Source organism: Streptomyces sp. NPDC097640, from assembly GCF_040302705.1.
Classification (GTDB): Bacteria; Actinomycetota; Actinomycetes; order Streptomycetales; family Streptomycetaceae; genus Streptomyces.
Genome location: NZ_JBEOSB010000001.1, coordinates 575,652 through 593,962, shown reverse-complemented (window position 1 = coordinate 593,962; position 18,311 = coordinate 575,652). Strand labels below are relative to the sequence as shown.

General features: G+C 72.8%; 12 protein-coding genes and 1 pseudogene. 5 read left to right on the top strand and 8 right to left on the bottom strand.

The annotated features are described in order from the left end of the window. The first annotated feature begins 13 nt into the window (after positions 1 to 13). Positions 14 to 1,207: an FAD binding domain-containing protein gene (locus ABTY62_RS01975; RefSeq protein ID WP_352127377.1), complete on the top strand. Its 1,194-nt coding sequence runs from the start codon at positions 14 to 16 to the stop codon at positions 1,205 to 1,207. A gap of 14 nt (positions 1,208 to 1,221) precedes the next feature. On the opposite strand, the gene ABTY62_RS01970 is transcribed toward ABTY62_RS01975, so the two are convergent. Both ABTY62_RS01970 and ABTY62_RS01965 read right to left on the bottom strand, forming a co-directional pair. Continuing rightward, positions 1,222 to 2,418, bottom strand: a complete 1,197-nt coding sequence (locus ABTY62_RS01970) for an FAD binding domain-containing protein (protein WP_352127376.1) — start codon at positions 2,416 to 2,418, stop codon at positions 1,222 to 1,224. After that, complete coding sequence (locus tag ABTY62_RS01965; RefSeq protein ID WP_352127375.1) at positions 2,406 to 3,083, bottom strand: DsbA family oxidoreductase; 678 nt, start codon at positions 3,081 to 3,083, stop codon at positions 2,406 to 2,408. Before ABTY62_RS01965 ends, ABTY62_RS01970 begins: the two co-directional genes overlap by 13 nt. A gap of 84 nt (positions 3,084 to 3,167) precedes the next feature. Between ABTY62_RS01965 and ABTY62_RS01960 the strand changes: the two genes are divergently transcribed. The 3 genes from ABTY62_RS01960 (at position 3,168) to ABTY62_RS01950 (ending at position 4,392) form a co-directional block, all read left to right on the top strand. Continuing rightward, on the top strand, positions 3,168 to 3,728 hold the full coding sequence (locus ABTY62_RS01960; protein ID WP_352127374.1) for a TetR/AcrR family transcriptional regulator: 561 nt from the start codon (positions 3,168 to 3,170) through the stop codon (positions 3,726 to 3,728). A 159-nt stretch (positions 3,729 to 3,887) separates the two neighbouring features. Further along, the gene (locus tag ABTY62_RS01955) at positions 3,888 to 4,085 is read left to right on the top strand and encodes a Rossmann-fold NAD(P)-binding domain-containing protein (protein WP_352127373.1); all 198 of its coding nucleotides are present in this window, start codon (positions 3,888 to 3,890) and stop codon (positions 4,083 to 4,085) included. Positions 4,086 to 4,200: 115 nt separating this feature from the next. Beyond that, complete coding sequence (locus tag ABTY62_RS01950) at positions 4,201 to 4,392, top strand: enolase C-terminal domain-like protein (RefSeq protein WP_352127372.1); 192 nt, start codon at positions 4,201 to 4,203, stop codon at positions 4,390 to 4,392. Between the two features lie 422 nt (positions 4,393 to 4,814). Here the strand turns inward: ABTY62_RS01950 and ABTY62_RS01945 are convergent, their stop codons facing one another. Continuing rightward, complete coding sequence (locus ABTY62_RS01945) at positions 4,815 to 8,057, bottom strand: alpha-L-rhamnosidase (protein ID WP_352127371.1); 3,243 nt, start codon at positions 8,055 to 8,057, stop codon at positions 4,815 to 4,817. Between the two features lie 284 nt (positions 8,058 to 8,341). On the opposite strand from ABTY62_RS01945, the pseudogene ABTY62_RS01940 reads away from it, so the two are divergent. Continuing rightward, positions 8,342 to 8,845: pseudogene (locus ABTY62_RS01940) on the top strand (oxidoreductase); the annotation flags it as partial. Positions 8,846 to 8,986: 141 nt separating this feature from the next. Here the strand turns inward: ABTY62_RS01940 and ABTY62_RS01935 are convergent. The 5 genes from ABTY62_RS01935 to ABTY62_RS01915 form a co-directional block, all read right to left on the bottom strand. Then, positions 8,987 to 10,645: a virginiamycin B lyase family protein gene (locus ABTY62_RS01935; protein WP_352127370.1), complete on the bottom strand. Its 1,659-nt coding sequence runs from the start codon at positions 10,643 to 10,645 to the stop codon at positions 8,987 to 8,989. Then, the gene (locus ABTY62_RS01930) at positions 10,642 to 12,471 is read right to left on the bottom strand and encodes a flavin-containing monooxygenase (RefSeq protein WP_352127369.1); all 1,830 of its coding nucleotides are present in this window, start codon (positions 12,469 to 12,471) and stop codon (positions 10,642 to 10,644) included. Before ABTY62_RS01930 ends, ABTY62_RS01935 begins: the two co-directional genes overlap by 4 nt. A 73-nt stretch (positions 12,472 to 12,544) precedes the next feature. Beyond that, positions 12,545 to 13,552 (bottom strand): aldo/keto reductase, encoded by a 1,008-nt coding sequence (locus ABTY62_RS01925; RefSeq protein WP_352127368.1) that lies wholly within the window; start codon positions 13,550 to 13,552, stop codon positions 12,545 to 12,547. Next, a complete protein-coding gene (locus tag ABTY62_RS01920) occupies positions 13,549 to 15,111 on the bottom strand; it encodes an alpha-L-fucosidase (RefSeq protein ID WP_352127367.1) in 1,563 nt (520 codons plus the stop codon). Before ABTY62_RS01920 ends, ABTY62_RS01925 begins: the two co-directional genes overlap by 4 nt. Further along, positions 15,108 to 18,215 carry a glycoside hydrolase family 2 TIM barrel-domain containing protein gene (locus ABTY62_RS01915; protein ID WP_352127365.1) on the bottom strand — a complete coding sequence of 1,036 codons (3,108 nt, stop codon included), beginning with the start codon at positions 18,213 to 18,215 and terminating at the stop codon, positions 15,108 to 15,110. Before ABTY62_RS01915 ends, ABTY62_RS01920 begins: the two co-directional genes overlap by 4 nt. Positions 18,216 to 18,311: the final 96 nt, after the last annotated feature.

Genomic DNA, 18,311 nt, shown 5'->3' with positions numbered 1-18,311 from the left:
AGAGGAATCCACGGTGGACACCTATCAGGGCCTGCGCGCCGCGGTCGTCGGCGGCTCCATCGGCGGGCTGACCGGCGCACTGCTGCTGCGCGAGTTGGGCTTCACCGTCGACGTCTACGAACGCACGCCGACGCTTCTGGAGAACCGCGGCGGCGGCATCGTGCTCCAGCCCACCACCATGAAGTGGTTCGGCGAGCGCAGCGCGCGCCGCATCGAGGAGCTCAGCACGGTGACCCGCCATGTGCGCCACCTGGGCGGGCACAACGAGGTGGTGCACGACGACGCGGTCGAGTGGCGCTATTCGTCCTGGTCGACGATCTACCGCGCCCTGCTCGACGACTTCGGCACGGACCACTACCACCTCGGCGAGTTCTGCGCGGGGTTCGACCAGGACGCCGACGGCGTGACGCTGCGGTTCGTCTCCGGCCGGACCGAGACCGCCGACCTGGTGGTCTTCGCCGACGGCATCACCTCCACCGCCCGCCGGCGGCTGTTCCCCGACCTCGTACGCCACTACTCCGGATACGTCGGCTGGCGCGGCACCGTCCCGGAGGGCGAGGTGAGCGAGGAGACCCGGCGTCTGCTGGGCGAGGCGCTGACCTACAGTGTGGCCCCGGGCACGCATATCGTCCTCTACCCGATCCCCGGCCCGGACGGGGAGATAGAGGAGGGGCGGCGCCTGCTCAACTACGTCTGGTACCGCAATGTCCCGGACGGCCCGCGGCTCCACGAACTGACCACCGACCTGCGCGGCTTCGAGTGCCCGGTCTCCGTCCACCCCGGTCAGGTGCAGCAGCGCTTCGTCGACGAGATGCGGTCCGCGGCGGCCGCCCAACTGGCCCCGGCGGCGGCCGAGACGGTCATCCGGACCCGGCAGCCCTATATGCAGGTGGTGTTCGACACGCGCATCCCGGCGATGGCCGACGGGCGCGTGGCGGTCATCGGCGACGCCGCCTTCGCCGCGCGCCCCCACGCCGCCGCCGGCACGGCCAAGGCCGCCGACGACGCCTGGACGCTGTACGAGCACCTGCGCGCGTCCGGCGGCGACATCCCCACCGCTCTCAAGCACTGGGAACCCGCCCAGCTGCGGCTGGGCAACCAACTGATCGACCGCGTCGCGCGCATGGGACACCGCTCCCAGGTCGAGGGCACCTGGACGCCGGGCGACCCGGACCTGCGGTTCGGCCTGTACGGGCCCGGCGTCTGACGCCCGGCGGCTCCTTACGATCCGCCCCGTGCCGCGTTGCCCGGCGCGCGCCGGTGCGGCGGATCGGCCTCGGAACCGCCCAGGCCCAGCCGCTGTCCGAGCCGGACTCCGTGCTGGTAGAGGGCGGCGCCCTCGGCGAGCCGGTCCTTCTCCCACGCCTGGAGGGCGGCGTCCACCGACGGGACCTGCTGGAGGGCGGTGAAGAGGGCGATGGCGTCGGCCGCCGCCTTCTCCGCGCTGGCCGCGGTGTGCGGCCGGACCACGAACGCCGCGTCCCCGGTGAGCAGCGTCCGGCCCCGGCGCATCCGGGAGGCATGCCCGTCGAGAATCGCCTGCGCGAACGGCTCGCGGGTGTGCTCCACCAGCCGGCGCAACGGCTCGGGCAGCGACGTCCGGGCGCGGTCCAGGAGCTCACCGCGCACCCGCGCGGCCATCAGCCCCGGGGGCAGGGACAGTCCGTGGGCGGTCCCTGCCCGGTCGGTGGTGATGCGGTCCAGGCCGGCCGCGTCGGCGCGTACGTACCACACCCAGTTCATCCGGCGGCTGCCCGGCGTGGTGCTGCCGAAGTCGCCGGGGATGAAGTAGCACAGGAACTGGGTGCGGTCGCCGTCGTAGAAGCTGAACCGGTCACGGAAGACCTCGCTCAGCTCCTCGGGGAGTTCGGCTTCGTCGATCACGCCGCGGTACGCGACGTATCCGGCGTAGCGGGGAGCGCCGTCGGGGGCGACGAGTCCGCGGTGGCGGGACGCGGAGCCGTCGGCGATGATCGCGAGGTCGACGGGGTGGACGGCGTCACCGAGGTGGACGTCGACGCCGTCGGGCCGGGGCGTGAGGGCCGTCACCCGCTGCCCGTCGTGGTACCGCTCGCTGTCGAGGCGGTCCCGCAGGGAGGTGTAGATCGCTCCCCAGGAGATCATCCGCTGCCGCATCAGCGTGTGATGGCTCCGCCCGTCCCGGCCGAAGAACTGCCGGTGTGTGACGGGGACGCTGATCCGGTCCGGGTCGACACCGCAGAACACGCTGAGGAACCAGGCGACGCTCGGCTGTAGCACGATCCCCGCGCCGCGGTCGTCGGGGCGGCCCGCGGACCGCTCCCAGACCGTGACGTCCAGCCCGAGTTCGGCGAGCGCGACCGCCTGGAACAGACCGCCGAGCGAACCGCCGACGACGCCCACAGTTCTGACGTCCGACACCGCGGTCACAGCGAGCACACCCCATCCTCGCACCCGGACCCGGTGGGCGGCCGGGTGGCGTGGCGCTCCAGGACCTCGACGAGCGCCTCGGTCTCCACCGCTCCGGTGATGGCCTGGCCGCCGACGACCAGCAGCGGCACCCCACGCAGGCCCAGGTACTCGGCGAGCCGCTCGTCCTCCCGCACGGCCGCCTCGAGCGCCGGGTCCGCCAGCCGTGCGGCGACATCGTCGCCGAGCCCCGCCTCCTGGCCGAGCCTGGCCAGCACGGCCGCGTCGCCGATGTCCCGGCCCTCGGAGAAGTAGGCCGCGAGCAGGCGGTCGGCCATCGCCATCCCCCGCCCCGCCTCCCGTTCGGCCAGGGCGATCAGCCGATGCCCGGCCCGGGTGTTCGGTGTCCTGGCGATCGCCTCGTAGTCAAAGACGATGCCCTCGCGCCCGCCGGCCAGAACCGTGCCCGCGTCGAGCTGCCGGGAACGCTCCCAGCTGCCGAACTTCTCGCTCCGGTAGGTGCGCCGGTCCATCCCGGCGAGCGGCATCGCCGGGTTCAGCTCGAAGGCGTGGTGGCGGATGCGGTACGTCCGGCCGGTGCGCTCCCGCGCGATGCCGGCGGCCCGCTCCAGCCGCCGCCCGCCGATGTAGCACCAGGGGCAGATCAGATCGCTGAACACATCGATGTCGACCATGGGAACCTCCTTATCGAACCGACTAGTCTGTTCGATAGGAACAGCAGCCCACTCGTCCCCATTCCCGCCCCACCGGAGGCCCCGATGACCAGCCCCGATGCCACCCGCGCCAAGATCGTCACGGCCGCGGCCGACCTGTTCACCCGCCGCGGCGTGCGCGCCGTGGGCATCAATGAGCTCTGGCGCGCCGCCGAGGTGGCCAAATCGACCCTCTACCAGCACTTCCGCTCCAAGGACGAGCTCGTCGCGGCCGTCCTGCGCCGCCGCAACGACGAGTGGTGCGCGCGTCTGCGCACACTCGCCGCCGCGGCGAGCACACCCGAGGAGCAGCTCCTCGCGATCTTCGACCTGCTGGGTCAGGAGTTCGCCGACCCCTCCTACCGCGGCAGCGACCTGGTGAACGTCGCCGCCGAATACCCCGACCCCGACCACCCTGTCCGCGTCGCCATCCGCGACCACAAGCGCGAAATCCTCCGCTACCTGGCAGAACTCGCCACGGCGGCGGAGGAGGCCCACCCGGAGAAGGTCGCGGCCATCCTGCTCACGCTCGCCGACGGAGCGGCCTGCGTCCGGGTCAGCGTCGGCGACCAAGGCGCCGCCGCTCTCGCGCGGGAGGCGGCATCGCGGCTGCTGGCACACCGCTGACCCGGGCCGGCCACCGCTGACCCGGCCGGCTCAGGCGCCGCTGCCGAACACCGCCGACTCCGTGGCCCACGCGGCGGCCTGCTCGAGGGAGAGGCCGAGTCCGCCGCGGTTCGGGATGACCATGCGGCCGTCCTTCAGGTCAACAACGCCTACGCGCGGGTGGACGCGCGCGCCTTCGGTCCCTTCCTGCGGCTCACCGGGGAGGTGTGGGAAGAGTTCCACCGGGTCAACCTGGGGCTGCTGTTCCACCCCACCCACCGCATGGCCCGCGCCCTCGCCGACGCCGGAAGGCCCGGCACCGTGGTGAACATCAGCTCCCACGCCGCCGCCCGCGCCCACCGCAACCACATCCCGTAGACACGGTCAAGGGCGGTGTGGACGCCTTCACCCGGGCCGTCGCAGTCGACCTCGCCCCCTGGAACATCCGAGTCAACGCGGTGCGCCCCGGCTCCGCGACCTCGACCCGTACTGGGTGGAGGACCCGCTGCCGCCCGAGGACAGCGCCGGCTGGCGCGAACTGCGCGACGTACACCTGCCGCTCTCCGGCGGCGAGGCCCTCTACACCCGCTACGGCTTCCGGGACCTCATCGCCGAGCACCGCTTCGACATCCCCAGCGCCGCGGCGAGATTCTGCGTGGAGCAGGTGCGGGCCACGGCCAGGTGATCGAGTATGGCCAGCCCGCGATCCAGAGCGCCGGAACCCGGCCCGAGAACAGCGGGGGTGGTGGCGGGCGAGGCCATACAGCCTCCGTGAGTGAAACGCGGTGTCAATGAATGAGGCCACCTCGCGGAGGGAAACCAGTGCAGCTCACCTGCGCGAGGGCGCGGACGCCCTCGCGCAGTCGGGACCGCGCCTTAGGTGAAGAACCCTATGTAAGACGAGGCGAGGCTGGAAACCAGCCAGTACGCCCCGTAGGCAATACCGATGATGATCAGTACAGCCAGCGCGCTGTCTATCTTGTCCACCAGTGTGGTCGGAGATCGAGGCTCCAGGTCACGTGAGCTCACCCGTGAAACATACGACAAGACGTAGGTGAGTGTGGCCGCTTGTTGAGGTTTTCGCAGCCGCCGGTTCACCTGGTCCGCTCACGGGGCGGTGAAGCGGTAGGAGCCGGAGCCCACGGCGTAGACGGCGCAGCCTTCGTCGAGGCGCAGAAAAGTCGCCCCGTCGTGGGTGATCCGGGACGCGGCGCGGGAGGTGGCGGCGGGCAGCCACACTTCGGCGGTCGTGTTGACCGGCACCGACACATCCAGCGTGAGCGCCCCGTCGTCCTTGCGCGTCCACCGTGTGGTGATCGGCCCGTAGAGGGAGTCGTAGCGCCCGTTCGCCTCGTGCACATCGCCGCCGGGGCGGGGCCGGATGACGATGCTCCGGAAGCCGGGGGCGCCGACGCCGATGCCGGTGATGTTCTCGTACATCCACTGGCCGACGGAGCCGTAGGCGTAGTGGTTGAACGAGTTCATGCCGGGATCCTGGAAGCTCCCGTCGGGTCTGATGGAGTCCCAGCGCTCCCACATCGTGGTCGCGCCCCGCTCGATCTGGTACCCCCAGGACGGGAACGTCCGCTGTTCCAGCAGCCGGTAGGCGACATCGGTGTGTCCGACGGCGGTGAGGGTGGGCAGCAGGCGCGGTGTGCCGAGGAAGCCGGTGGACAGATGTCCGTCCTTGTTCCGGATCAGCTCGACCAGCCGGTCGGCGGCCCGGGTTCGCGCGCTGTCCGGCAGCAGGTCCATGGACAGCGCCAGGACGTAGGCGGTCTGGGTGTCGCCCTTGACGGTGCCGTCGGCGGACACATAGGCCCGGTTGAAGGCGTCGCGGACCTTCGCGGCCAGCTCGTCGTACGGCGCGGGGTCGTGGCCCAGCGCCCTGGCCGCCTCGGCGACCAGCCGCGCGCTGTGCGCGAAGTACGCGGTGGCCACGACGTCCTTGGGGGTCTCGTCGGCCACGTTGAGCCAGTCGCCGTATCCTTCCGCGGGCCGCAGATAACCGCTGCTGTGCTTCTCCAGATACGCGATCCAGGCCCGCATCGCGGGGAAGTTGTCCGCCAGCACCTGCCGGTCCCCGTAGGCCTGGTAGAGGTTCCACGGCACCGTGACCCCGGCGTCGCCCCAGCCGGCCGTGCCCTCGCCGAGGTTCCCGAGACGGGGCGCGACGTCGGGGAACGCTCCGGCGTCGGACTGCCCGTCGCGCAGATCCTGGAGCCACTTGGCGAGGAAGCGGGCGGATTCCATCGTGTAGGCGGCGGTGGCGGAGAAGACGTTGATGTCCCCCGTCCACCCGAGCCGTTCGTCGCGGGCCGGGGTGTCGGTGGGGACGGACAGGAAGTTGCCCCGCTGGCCCCAGGTGATGTTGCGGTGCAGTTGGTTGAGCATCGGCACATCGGTCTTGAACGACATGGTGAACGGGGCCGCGGTGTGCATGACGCGCCCGGTGACCGCGCTCGTGTCCGGGGTGCCGGGATAGCCGGTGACCTCGACGTAGCGGAAGCCGTGGAAGGTGAAGCGCGGCTCGTACGTCTCCGTCCCCGAGCCCTTCAGGGTGTACGAGTCGGTCGCCTGGGCGGTGCGCAGATTGGTGGTGTAGATCATGCCGTCCTGGTCGAGCACCTCGGCGTGGCGCAGCCGTACGGTCCGCCCGGCCTCGCCGCGGACCCGCAGCCGCACCGAGCCCACCATGTTCTGGCCCAGGTCGAAGACGTGCACGCCCGGCTTCGGCTCGGTGACGCGGACGGCGGCCAGCTCCCGCTCCACCCGGATCGGGGCGTCCGCCTGGGCCACCACGGACACGGCGGACGTGGTGTCGGCCGGCACGACGTCGGCGGAGTGCCAGAGGCCGTCGTCGAACGCGGGCAAGGACCACCCGGCCGCTTCCAGCCGGGCGTCGTACTGCTCGCCGGCCATCAGGTCGGCCGTCAGGATCGGGCCCGTGGCGCCGCGCCACCGCGCGTCGGTGGTGACGCGGTCGGTGCTGCCGTCGGCGTAGGTGACCTCCAGCTCCGCCCGCAGGGCGGGCCGCTCGCCGTACAGCTCCTGCCCGAACCAGGCGACGTTGCCGGAGTACCAGCCGGACGCGAGGATCACGCCGATGGCGTTGGCGCCGCGCCGCAGCAGACCGGTGACGTCGTACGTCTGGTACTGCACGCGCTTGCGGTAGTCGGTCCAGCCGGGGGCGAGCCGGTCCTTGCCGACGCGCTCGCCGTTGACCTCGGCCTCGTACAGCCCGAGCGCCGTGGAGTACAGCCGCGCCCGCGCGACGGGCTTCGCGGCGAGCCGGAATTCGCGGCGCAGCAGGGCGGGCCGCTGCGCCGCCCGCACCCTGCCCCACGGCCCGCCGCCCCACGGGGCGAGCACCTTGGCGGCGGGCCAGGCGCCGTCGTCGTATCCGGGCGTGTGCCAGTCACCGGACGGCTCGGCGTCGGTGGCCTTCCAGTCGGCGGAGGTGGTGAGGGAGCGGACGCCGTCCGCTTCGGTCAGCTCCACGATGCCCAGCAGTCCGGCAGGGCTCTGCGAGGCGTTGACCGCCGCGACGGAGATGGTGTTGGCCCCGTCGTGGAGCAGGGCGGTGATGTCGACGACCACCGGATGGCGCCAGTTCTCCTGGACGGGAGGGCGCCCGCCGATCTCGGTGCCGTTGACCCACGCGGTGAACCCGTCGTCGGCGACCATCGCCAGACGGGCCAGCCGCACGGGTCCCGACACGGTGACGGCACCCCGGAAATACCGGGTCCCGGCGGGCGCGCCGGAGGCCGGGTCGCCCTCGGGGTACCAGACCCAGTCGGCCTTGGCCAGATCGGGGCCGCGGGTCACCGTGTCCGGCGCGGCGATCCACTTCGCCGTCCCCTGGTCCTCGGTGCCCAGCCCCGTCTCCCACCAGGTGAGCTCGCTCCAGGGCGACGGCCGGCCCTGGCCGTCCCAGACCCGGACGGCCCAGTGGTAGCGGGTCCGGGGCCGCAGCCGGGGACCGTCGTACGGGACCAGAACGGACTGGCGGGAGCTCACCTTGCCGCTGTCCCAGACGTCCGGGGCGCCGATCCGGCCCGGGGAGGTCGCGACCCGCACCTGGTACGCGCTCTGCGCCTGGTCGCGCCGGTCCGAGCCGAGCTGCCAGCTGAGGCGCGGGTGTGCGGCGTCCAGGCCGAGCGGGCGGTCGGCGTACTCCACCGTGGTCTTCTCGACCCGGAGTCCGCCGTGGCCGGACTCGGCCGCCTCGGCCGCCTCGGCCGCCGCGGCCGCCTCGGCTTCCGGCGCGGCTGCGGCGAGAGCGGTCAGGCCCGCCAGGGCGGGGGCCGCCGCGGTGGCGGTGCCGAGGAGATTCCTTCTACTGATCACATGCGTCTCCGGGGTGAGGAGGGCTTGACACAGAGCAGGGCTGAGCCGGGCGGAGCTGGGTCCTCCGGGTCGGACCTCCGTTAATGAATCGTTTCAAAACCTGGGCGTACTTCTGCCGACACACACGCACGATTACCGCGTGACACCGGTGGAGGCTCGCTGCCCGGAAGCGGCGTCGTTCACTGTCGCCGCAGAGTCGAATCGCGTCAATGCCGCGCGCGGCGACTGGCCGGAAGTGATCCGTGATCTCTCAGGGAACGGCGTTCCGGGACGCGGTGTGCCGGGCTGCCGCTGCCAGTCGTCCATCGCCCGCGGGCTTCCAGGTCGCCGAGGTGCACGGCGCGCACGGCTATCTGATCAACTCCCTCCTCTCCCTCGCCGCCAACCACCGCACCGACGCCTACGGCGGCGGCTTCGAGAACCGGGTCCGCTTCGCCCTCGAGGTCGTCGACGCCGTACGCGCGGTGTGGCCCGACAACCTGCCGGTCTTCTTCCGCACCTCCGCGACCGACTGGCTGACCGAGAGCCCCGAGGACGGCCGCGAGGGCTGGACCGACGAGGACACCGTCCGCCTCGCCAAGGAACTCCAGGCCCACGGCGTGGATCTGCTCGACGTGTCCACCGGCGGCATGGTCCGCGACGCGAAGATCCCCACCGGCCCGGACTACCAGGTGCCGTTCGCCGACCGGGCGCGCGCGGGGGCGGACATCCCCGCCGCGGCCGTCGGCCTGATCACCGAGCCGCGGCAGGCGCAGGAGATCGTCGCCGGTGGCCGCGCCGACGCCGTCTTTCGAGCCGAGCCGGCCGGACCAGTACGCGTATGTCGTCCGGCGCCGCGAGCGCGGCTGACCGTCACCACCGGGCGGGGAGAACTGCCGGTCGCCGACGTCACCGTCAACGACCGGAGCATCTCCCCCACCCGCCCCGGATCAGGCGCCGGCCGGGGACGGCGTCAGCCGCAACACCGTGCCCTCGCCGTCGGCCGCGAGCAGGAGCGAACCGTCCGGGGCGGCGGCGAGGCCGGCGAAGCGGCGCGGGGAGCCGGGCAGGCCGCCCGCGAACAGGGCGGGGTCTGCGCGGGGAGCGACGCCCGGGGGCGGGCCCACCGGCAGTTCCTCCGCGTCGATCCGGCTCTCCCCCGTGGTGAGCGAGATCGCCCGGAGTCTGCGGTGCGCGGTCTCCACCGTGAAGAGTTCGTCGCCCAGGACCGCCAGCCCCTGGGGCGCCCCGAGCCCGTCCGCGACGGTCACCGGTGTCCCGTCGTCGATCCGGAGCACCGCGCCGAGCCGGTCGTCGGTCGCATAGCAGCGGCCCTCCGCGTCGAAGGCCACATCCACGGGGTGGTCGAGCCCTTCGGCGAGCACGGTGAGGGTGTCGTCGCCGTCGATGGCCACGATCCGGCCGGCGCCCGCCTCGGCGACGACGAGCGAGCCGTCCGGGCTCACCGCGATGCCCAGGGGCTGGTCCAGGCCGGCCGCCCGCTCCCGGGTGATGCCGCGCGCGGGGTGGTGGGTCCGGACGTTCCCGTACTGCGAGGTGAGGTGCAGCAGCTCGCCGTCGGCGGTGATCCCGTGGGCGAAGGGCATCAGGGCGTGGGTCGTCACGCCGCACGTCTCGTCGCCGTCCAGCCCGGAGTTCGGCTCGCCCTCGTGGGTGGCCGCGGGGCCCGCCAACCGGTAGTGGTCGGCCGCGTAGACCCGACCGCCCAGGTCGATCGTCACCCCGTAGGGGCCGTCGAGCCCGCGGGGTACGACCTCCCGGATCCGCCCGTCGGGGTGCATCTCCGCGATGCCGCCGCTGGCGTAGCTGGAGATGAACATCCGGTTCTCGGTGTCGAACGCCGCGTTGTCCAGCCCCGCCACACCGCTGGTGACCAGCGTGCGGGAGCCGGTGCCGTGCAGATCGACGCGGGTCACGATGCCCTCCACGCCCCGCGACAGGACGTGGAGGACACCGCCCCGGTCGAAGCGGACCGCGACCGGCTCGTGTACGCCCTCGGCGACCGGCTCGGGCACCCCGCCGTCCGGGGGGATCCGCCAGACCTGGTCGCTCATCATGTGCGGGTAGTACAGGTGGCCGTCGGGGCCGAGCTGCATCGCGTTGCCGAGGGCCAGTCCCGCCGTGAGCACCACCGGGTCGCCGCCGTCCGGGAACAGTTCCATCAGGCGGCCGTCGGGTTTCATCTCGTTGATGAAGAGCCGGTCGCCGATGCAGGTGATGCCGTTGGGGTTCGTCACCTCGTCGGACACGAGGGTGTACTCGCCCTCGGGGGTGCGGCGCCACACCCGGCCGGGGACCAGGTCGGTGATGTACATCGAGCCGTCCGCGCCGAACGCGAGGTCGTCCGGCGACTGGACGGGGCCGTCGATCGGCACGACCACCTCGATGTCCCCGGTGGCCGGGTCGACGGCGCTGATCTGTCCGGCGAGGAACTGGGCGACGTACAGCCGCCCGTCGGGGCCGAACGCGACGCCGTTCGAACCCCACAGCCGGCTGGGCGGGTTGAGCCGCCCGGCCTTCCAGCGGGCGCTGCTGGTCCGGTGGCCGCCCGTGTCGTCGAAGCGGCTGGGGATCGGTGTCGCGCTCACTCGGACACCACCAGGACGCCGTCCGCGCCGCCGTCCGCGCGCCAGCGCCGGAGCAGTTCGTGGAACGCGACCGGTCCGTCGCCGTACGACTGGCTCCGCGTCCGGGGTGTGCCCTCGTTGTTGTAGTAGCCGGGGGTGCACTCGGCGTGGAACTTGTACAGGTCCGCCGCCTTCTCCCGGATCGTGGCCGCCCAGGCGTCCTGTGCCTCGGGGCTCGGCTCGACGTACCGGGCCTGGCGCTTGCGCGCCTGCGAGATGACCTCGGCGACATGGCCGGCCTGTTCGTCGAGGATATGGACGTAGTTGACGGCACTCGCGTTCTGGAGCGGGCCGAGCTGGTAGAAGTTGGGGAAGCCGTGGCTGTAGAAGCCGTGGAGGGTCTTCGGGCCGTCCTTCCATGCCTCCAGCAGGGGGACGCCTCCCCTGCCGTACACGGGCAGCTTTCCGGACATGACGCCCGAGACGCCCACCTCGAAACCGGTGGCGAAGATGACGCACTCCACCTCGTACTCGGTGTCGCCGACCACGACGGCGTTCTCGGTGATCCGCTCGACGCCGTGGGTGTCGGCGGTGTCGACCAGGGTGACATCGGGCCGGTTGAACGTCTGGAGGTAGGTGTCGCTGAACGTGGGCCGCTTGCACATGTAGCGGTACCAGGGCTTGAGGGTCTCCGCCGTCGCCGGGTCCTCGACGACGGTGTCCACCCGGGCGCGCAGCTCGTTCATCTTCTGGAAGTCGGCGATCTCGTAGGCGCGTTCGCGCTCCTCGGCCGGGATGTGCGCATAGCTGTTGACCGGGATCATCTTCTCCTGGAGCCGCGCGCTGCTGGTCCAGGCGTCGTTCACCAGGTCCTCGTCGGCACGGACACCCGTGACGACCTTGAGGAAGTTCTCCATGCGGCGCCGCTGCCAGCCGGGCCGGAGCGAATCGGCCCACGCGGGGTCGGTGGGCCGGTTGCCGCGTACGTCGACCGAGGACGGCGTGCGCTGGAACACATACAGCTGCCGTGCGTGTTCGGCGAGGTGCGGCACGACCTGGATGGCGGTCGCGCCGGTGCCGATGAGCGCCACGCGCTTGTCCGCGAGCCCGTCCAGGCCGCCGTTCGCGTCGCCTCCGGTGTACGCGTAGTCCCAGCGGCTGGTGTGGAACGTGTGCCCCCGGAAGGTCTCGATACCGGTGATGCCGGGGAGCTTGACCTGGCTGAGTGTCCCGCCGGCGACCACCACATGGCGCGCCCGCATACGGTCGCCGCGGTCGGTGGTGACGGCCCACTCCGATTCGGAGTCGTCCCACCGCAGTTCGGTCACCTGTGTCTGGAAGCAGGCGTCGTCGTAGAGGTCGAAGCGGCGGGCGATCGCCCGCGCGTGCTGCCGGATCTCCTCCCCCGGCGCGTACTTCCACTCCGGGATGTAGCCGACCTCCTCGAGCAGCGGCAGGTAGATATACGACTCGATGTCGCAGTGGATGCCGGGGTAGCGGTTCCAGTACCAGGTGCCGCCGAAGTCCGCGCCCTTCTCGATCACCCGGATCGAGTCCACGCCCTGCTGCCGCAGCCGGGCCCCGGCGAGCAGACCGCCGAACCCGCCGCCGACGATCAGCACCTCGACCCGGTCGCGCAGGAGCTCCCGGGTGTGCCCGGGGTCGGCGTAGGGGTCCCCGTCGAAGTGGCCGAACTCGCCGGTGGGGCGCTGGTACTGGGCGCTGCCGTCGGGGCGGATCCGGCGTTCGCGCTCGGCGCGGTAGCGGGCTCGCAGTTCGTCGGGGTCGAAGCCGAGCTCCTCGGGGTCGACGGGGACAGGGCCGGATGACGCGTGGGGGGTGGACATGGCGTCAGTCAACCGAGCAGCACCACGTAAGTCAATCAACTGCATTAAATTTACGCCATGCGCGCCCCGCCCGTCATGACCGCCGTGGCCCAGGGGTGGGCACATCCTCGGGCAGCAGCCCCTCCGCGCGCAGCTCCCGCCAGAGGTCGGCGGGCACGGAAGCCCTGAACTGCACAGCAGCGTCGGCGACTTCACCGGGCGAGCGCGCGCCGACCAGCACACTCGCCACCGGCTCCGGCGCCGCCGAGAAGGCCAGGGCCGCAGCGCGCAGCGTGGTGCCGTGCCGCTCGGCGACCGCCCGCATGCGGCGGGCGCGGTCCAGCAGGTCCGGGGGCACGGCCGCGTAGTCGTACGTGGCCCCCGGGCGGGGATCGGCCAGCACCCCGGAGTTGTAGACCCCGCCGATGACCACGGAGGTGCCGCGCTCCCGTGCCGCCGGCAGCAGGGCGAGGGCGGCGCGCTGGTCGAGGAGGGTGTAGCGGCCCGCGCACAGCACCGCGTCGACGTCGGTGTCCCGGACGAAACGGGTCAGCATCCCGGCCTGGTTCATCCCCGCGCCGATCGCCCCGACCACGCCCTCCCCGCGCAGCCGCTCCAGCTCCGGATAGCCCTCGCGGAAGGCCTGTTCGGCGTGGTCGTCGGGGTCGTGGAGATAGACGATGTCGACCCGGTCGAGACCGAGACGCGCCAGGCTCTCCTCGATCGAGCGGCGGACACCGGCCGCGCTGAAGTCCCAGACGCGGCGGTGGGCGGGGCGGCCGTCCCGCCCCGGCTCCGCGGGTTCGAGGAGGCGGCCGGCCTTGGTGGAGATCACATAGCTGTCGCGGGCACGGGTGCGCAGGGCGCGGCCCAGGCGGCGCTCGGCCAGGCCCGCGCCGTAGTGGGGCGCGGTGTCGAAGTAGCGGATGCCCGCGTCCCACGCGGCGTCCACGGTGGCGCACGCCTGCTCGTCGGTGACCGGGGTGAACAGGTGGCCGATGGCCGCGGACCCGAAGGACAGCGCGGTGACGGGGACGCCGCTGCGGCCGAGTACGCGGGTGGGCAGGGCCGCCGCCTCCCCGCCGGGCACACGGTGCGTCATGCCGCCGTCCGGCCGGCCTCGTCGGCGCCCGGCTCCCCGATGTCGATCCGCAGGACCTGGACGTACGGCGTCGGGGGGCGGTCGGGGAGGGTCACCTCCAGGGCGTCGGCGCGCACCGTCCACCGCGCGGGCGCGGACGCCCCGAGCAGGGTGACCCGCCGGGGCGGAGCGTGCAGCAGCCCCGCGGCCCGTCCCAGGCTGCGGATGCGCACGGTCCGGTCGTGGCCGTCCGGCCACGCCATGAGGAAGGCGTAGAGCGCGTCCCGGGCGCGGGTGAAGCGGATGTCGCGCGAGGTGTAGGCGAGGGCCGACTCCCTCGCGCGCTCGCCGGTGACCCGGGTCGGCCCCTCGCCGTACCGCACCCAGGGGCGGGTGCCGAAGACGGCTTCGCCGCAGCGCTCGACCCACCCGCCGAGGGAGTCGAGGACGGCCCCGGTGGCGTCGTCCAGCGTCCCGTCGGGCAGCTGGGGCACGTTCAGCAGGAGGCAGCCGTTCTTGCTGACGGTGTCGACGAGCAGCCGGACAATCTCGTCCGGCGTCTTGTAGCGATAGCCGTCGCAGTAGAACCAGTCGCCGATGCTGGTGTCGTACTGCCAGGGCTCGGGGTCGGTGTCGCCCAGCTGCTGGCGTTCGACGTCCAGGAGCACGGCCCCGCGGTCGCGTCCCGGCACCGTCTTGATACTCACCACGCCCTCGGGCACCCGGTTGTAGTAGTCGGCGAGGAACTCCAGACCACGCCCGCTGGGCGGGGCGGCGGGGCAGACGCTGCCGTCGTCGAAGGGCAGCCGTGAGTCGTCCAGATAGACCAGTTCGGGCCGGTGGCGGGTGGTGACATCGCGCAGCCGGGCGTAGAAGTCGTCGATGAACTCCGGGTCCGGCGGCTCGCCCGGACGGCGCGGCCGGCCGTAGAGGGCCCGCGGGTCGAGCCCTTCCCACCACAGGCCCCGGCCGTCCTCGGCGGTGAGATGCCCGTCGTACGGAACGCCCGCCGCGGGCCCCTCGGCGTCCGCGGCGAAGGCTGCGTCCAGCCAGCGCCAGGTCCAGGAACCGGCGTGCATGCTGACCCCGAAGCGGAGCCCGGCGCCGCGCGCCGCGGCTTCCCAGCGGGCCACGATGTCACTGCGCGGCCCCACGTTGACGGCATTCCAGGGCTGGTGGGCGGAATCCCACAGGTCGAAGTTGTCGCAGTGCGCCGCCATGGAGACGAAGTAGCGCGCGCCGGTGCGCCGGAATCGGTCCATCAGCGCTTCCGGGTCGAACTTCTCGGCGCGCCACAGACCGCACAGGTCCTTGTGGCCGAACCGGGAGGGGTGCCCGTACCGCTCCCGGTGCGCGGCGGTCTGCCGGCCCGCCCGTTCCCGTTCGAACTCCTCGGTGCCGTCGTACGGCCCGTACAGATGCCGGGCGTACCAGTCGCCGGAGCGGGCGGCGGACTGCGGGCCCCAGTGCGACCAGATGCCGAGCTTGGCGTCCCGGAACCAGTCCGGGACGCGGTGGCCGCGCAGCGACCCCCAGTCGGGGCGGTAGTTTTCCCCGTCGCTCATGGGTCCGGCGCTCATGAGTCTCCCTTTCCGCTGGGCGCTGCTCGGAACACGAAGGCGAAGGCGCACTCCGCGGGGGACAGCCGGTGCTCCGGGAGGGGGCCGGGTCCGCAGGAGGCGCTGCCCAGGCCGTACTGGGCGTGGTCGAGGTGAAGGTGGGTACGGCCGTCCGGGGCGAGGTCCGTGGGGTGGTCGGCCGCTTCGAGGGCCTCGGTGCTCCAGGGGCGGACCGTGAGCCCGAAGTGCGGTGTGTCCCCCGCGCCCTCGACGCGCAGTCCGGCGCCGGACGCCGGATCGGTGATCTCGGCCCAGCGGACGGCGGCGCGGCGGCCGTTCTCCTGGGGGACGACGTACGGGGTCTGGAGTTCGGGGACCGTGGCGGTGAACAGGCCGACGCGCGCCGCGTCCGCGCTGTCCGGGTAGGCCTCGCCCGGCCCCTTGCCGTACCACCGGACCCGGTCGAGGCAGGCGGGCAGCGCGAGGCGCACGCCGAGGCGTGGCAGCGTCAGCCCGTCCCAGGGGCCTTCGGGGGTGAGGTGGACGGTGAGCCGCAGGCCGGGGCCGTCCGCCGACCCGTCCGCCGTCCAGACGTACCGGACGCGCAGGGCGTGCGGGAGGCCGGCCGGGGCGGCGCGGGTCTCCACCAGGAGCCGGTCGGGGCGCTCCTCGACGCGTATGGTGCGCGCGACCAGGCGGTCGAGGCCGGCGGCCCGCCAGGCGCGCAGGACGGAGTTGTCCCCCATCCCGCGGTCGTTGTCGGTGGGCGCGCGCCAGATGTCCAGCCACGGCCCGTCGAGGCGGAGGGCGCCGATGGCCCGGAGCGCTCCGGTCCGCCGGTCGAGGTCGAGGTCCGCGAGGTTGAGACCGCTCGGGCTGGGGGGTGTCTGTTCCCCTACCCGCCCCTTCCCGGCCCCTGTCGATGTGCGGCTCCGCCGCGTGGGCGGCTCCGCCCCAGACCCCGGGGTCCAGGGGCGGAGCCCATGCCACGCGGCGGAGCCGCACATAGACCCTGAGGGAAGGGGCGGGGCGGGGAGCCCGCCGCAGGCGTCGCGATCCGCCGGACGCCCCAGGGGCGGGGCGGGGTGCGGGACCGGGGCCTGGGTCCAGGCTACTTCGTGTCCGGGCGGTGCCCATGGCTCGCCGGCCGCGAGCACAGCGCGTACGGTCAGCCACAGTTCGCCGCGCGGTGTCCCGGGCACGGGCAGCTCCGGCAGCGGAATCCCGGTGGTCCGCCGGGCGCCCAGCGGGGGGACGTCGAGCTCACCGCCCGCGACGGCCCTTCCCTCGTCCTCCAGGGTCCAGATGAACCGCAGATGCGAGGTGTCGCGCAGGTCGTAACGGCTGCGGACGGCGATCCGGCCGCCGCCGGGATCCGCCGTGATCACGACGGGTTCGATGGCCTTCTTGTACGCGAGGAGCCCCGGTGAGGGCGTGCGGTCGGGGAAGACCAGGCCGTCGACGCAGAAGGTGCCGCCGTGCGGGGTGTCGCCGAAGTCCCCGCCGTAGGCAAAGTACTGACGTCCGTCGGCGGTGCGGCGCCGCAGGCCGTGGTCGATCCACTCCCATACGAAGCCGCCCGCGCAGCGCGGATGCGCCTCCAGTGCGCGCTGGTAGGCGGTGAGGGAGCCGGGGCCGTTGCCCATGGCGTGCGCGTACTCGCACAGCAGGAAGGGCAGGGCGCGGCGGCGGTGTTCCAGGGCCGGCTCGGCGGCGGTCTCGGGCGGCGGCTCCTCCTCGTGGCGTCCGATACGGGCGACCTCGTCCACCGGGGCGTACATGAGGCTGTAGAAGTCCGAGTGGCGGTAGGTACGGTCGCGCTCGTAGTGGAGGGGGCGCGCGGGGTCGCGGGCGCGGGTCCAGTCGGCGAGGGCGGCAAAGTTGCGGCCGTGGTGGCTCTCGTTGCCGAGCGACCAGATGACGACGCTGGGGTGGTTCTTGTCGCGCTCGACCATGCGCCGCATGCGGTCCAGCAGCATCGGCCGCCAGCGCGGGTCGTCGGCCGGGTTGCCGTGCCAGTCGGCGTGGATGAAGCCGTGGGTCTCGATGTCGCACTCCTCGACGACCCACAGCCCGAGCTCGTCGCACAGGTCGAGGAAGGCGGGGTGCGGGGGGTAGTGCGCGGTGCGCACCGCGTTGATGTTGTGCCGCTTCATCAGCAGCAGATCCTCACGCATGGTGGCGAGGGACAGGGCGCGGCCGTGGTCGGGGTCGTGTTCGTGGCGGTTCACGCCACGAAGCAGCACGGGCGCGCCGTTGACGGTGAAGCGTCCGTCGCGGATGGCGACCGTACGGAACCCGATGCGCAGCCGGACGCGCTCGGTGCCGGTGGCGAGCCACCCCTCGTACAGCCGGGGCGTCTCGGCGCTCCACGGCTCGGCGCCGGGCACGGTGAGCGGGAGCCCCGTCGGGTGTCCGGCGATGCCGAGTTCGGGGACGGTGAGCAGCGCGGGGGCGTCGGTGTCGACGCGCAGCAGGCCGCGCCCGGTCTCGTGGTCGTAGCCGGCGTGGAGGAAGAAGTCGTCGATGCCGCCCTCCGGCCGCTCCAGCAGGGTCACCTCGCGGAAGATCCCGGGCAGCCACCACATGTCCTGGTCCTCCAGGTAGCTGCCGGAGGACCAGCGGTGGACGCGCACGGCCAGGACGTTGCGGCCGGGCCGGAGCGCTTCCCCCGCGTCGAACTCGGCGGGCAGCCGGCTGCCCTTGGAGGTGCCGAGGGCGCGGCCGTTGAGCCACACGCGGAAGCAGGAGTCGACACCGTCGAAGCGCAGCACACTGCCGGGCGTCCGCCACCCCTCGGGCAGCTCGAAGACGTACCGGTGGTCGCCGGTCGGGTTGTCGTCGGGCACGTGCGGCGGGTCGATGGGAAACGGGTAGGCGGTGTTGGTGTAGCGGGGAAGGCCGTGGCCGTGCAGCACCCAGTGCGAGGGCACGGGCAGCCGTGACCAATCGTCGCCCGGGGGCGGTTCGGGGCCGAGGAAGTCCAGGGGCGCCGCGTCCACGGTGGGCGACATGCGCAGGAGCCAGCGGCCGTTCAGGCTGAGCCGTGCGGCGTCGGAGGTGAAGTGGGCCCGGGGGGCACGGCGGCCGGTGCCGGGCGAGAAGTCTTCGTGGTAGGCGAGCATGCGTGCTCCCGAAGGCCTGGGGCGCTGAACTCCCTGCTGCCGATCGCTCCGGTCCTCCGCAGCGCGGTCATCGACATCGAACCCCGCACTGGTATG

Excerpts from the sequence above, each read along its gene's own strand:
- ABTY62_RS01965 (WP_352127375.1), bottom strand. The coding sequence starts at position 3,083 with ATGGTCGACATCGATGTGTTCAGCGATCTGATCTGCCCCTGGTGCTAC.
- ABTY62_RS01960 (WP_352127374.1), top strand. The coding sequence starts at position 3,168 with ATGACCAGCCCCGATGCCACCCGCGCCAAGATCGTCACGGCCGCGGCC.
- ABTY62_RS01930 (WP_352127369.1), bottom strand. The coding sequence starts at position 12,471 with ATGTCCACCCCCCACGCGTCATCCGGCCCTGTCCCCGTCGACCCCGAG.
- ABTY62_RS01925 (WP_352127368.1), bottom strand. The coding sequence starts at position 13,552 with ATGACGCACCGTGTGCCCGGCGGGGAGGCGGCGGCCCTGCCCACCCGC.
- ABTY62_RS01920 (WP_352127367.1), bottom strand. The coding sequence starts at position 15,111 with ATGAGCGCCGGACCCATGAGCGACGGGGAAAACTACCGCCCCGACTGG.
- ABTY62_RS01915 (WP_352127365.1), bottom strand. The coding sequence starts at position 18,215 with ATGCTCGCCTACCACGAAGACTTCTCGCCCGGCACCGGCCGCCGTGCC.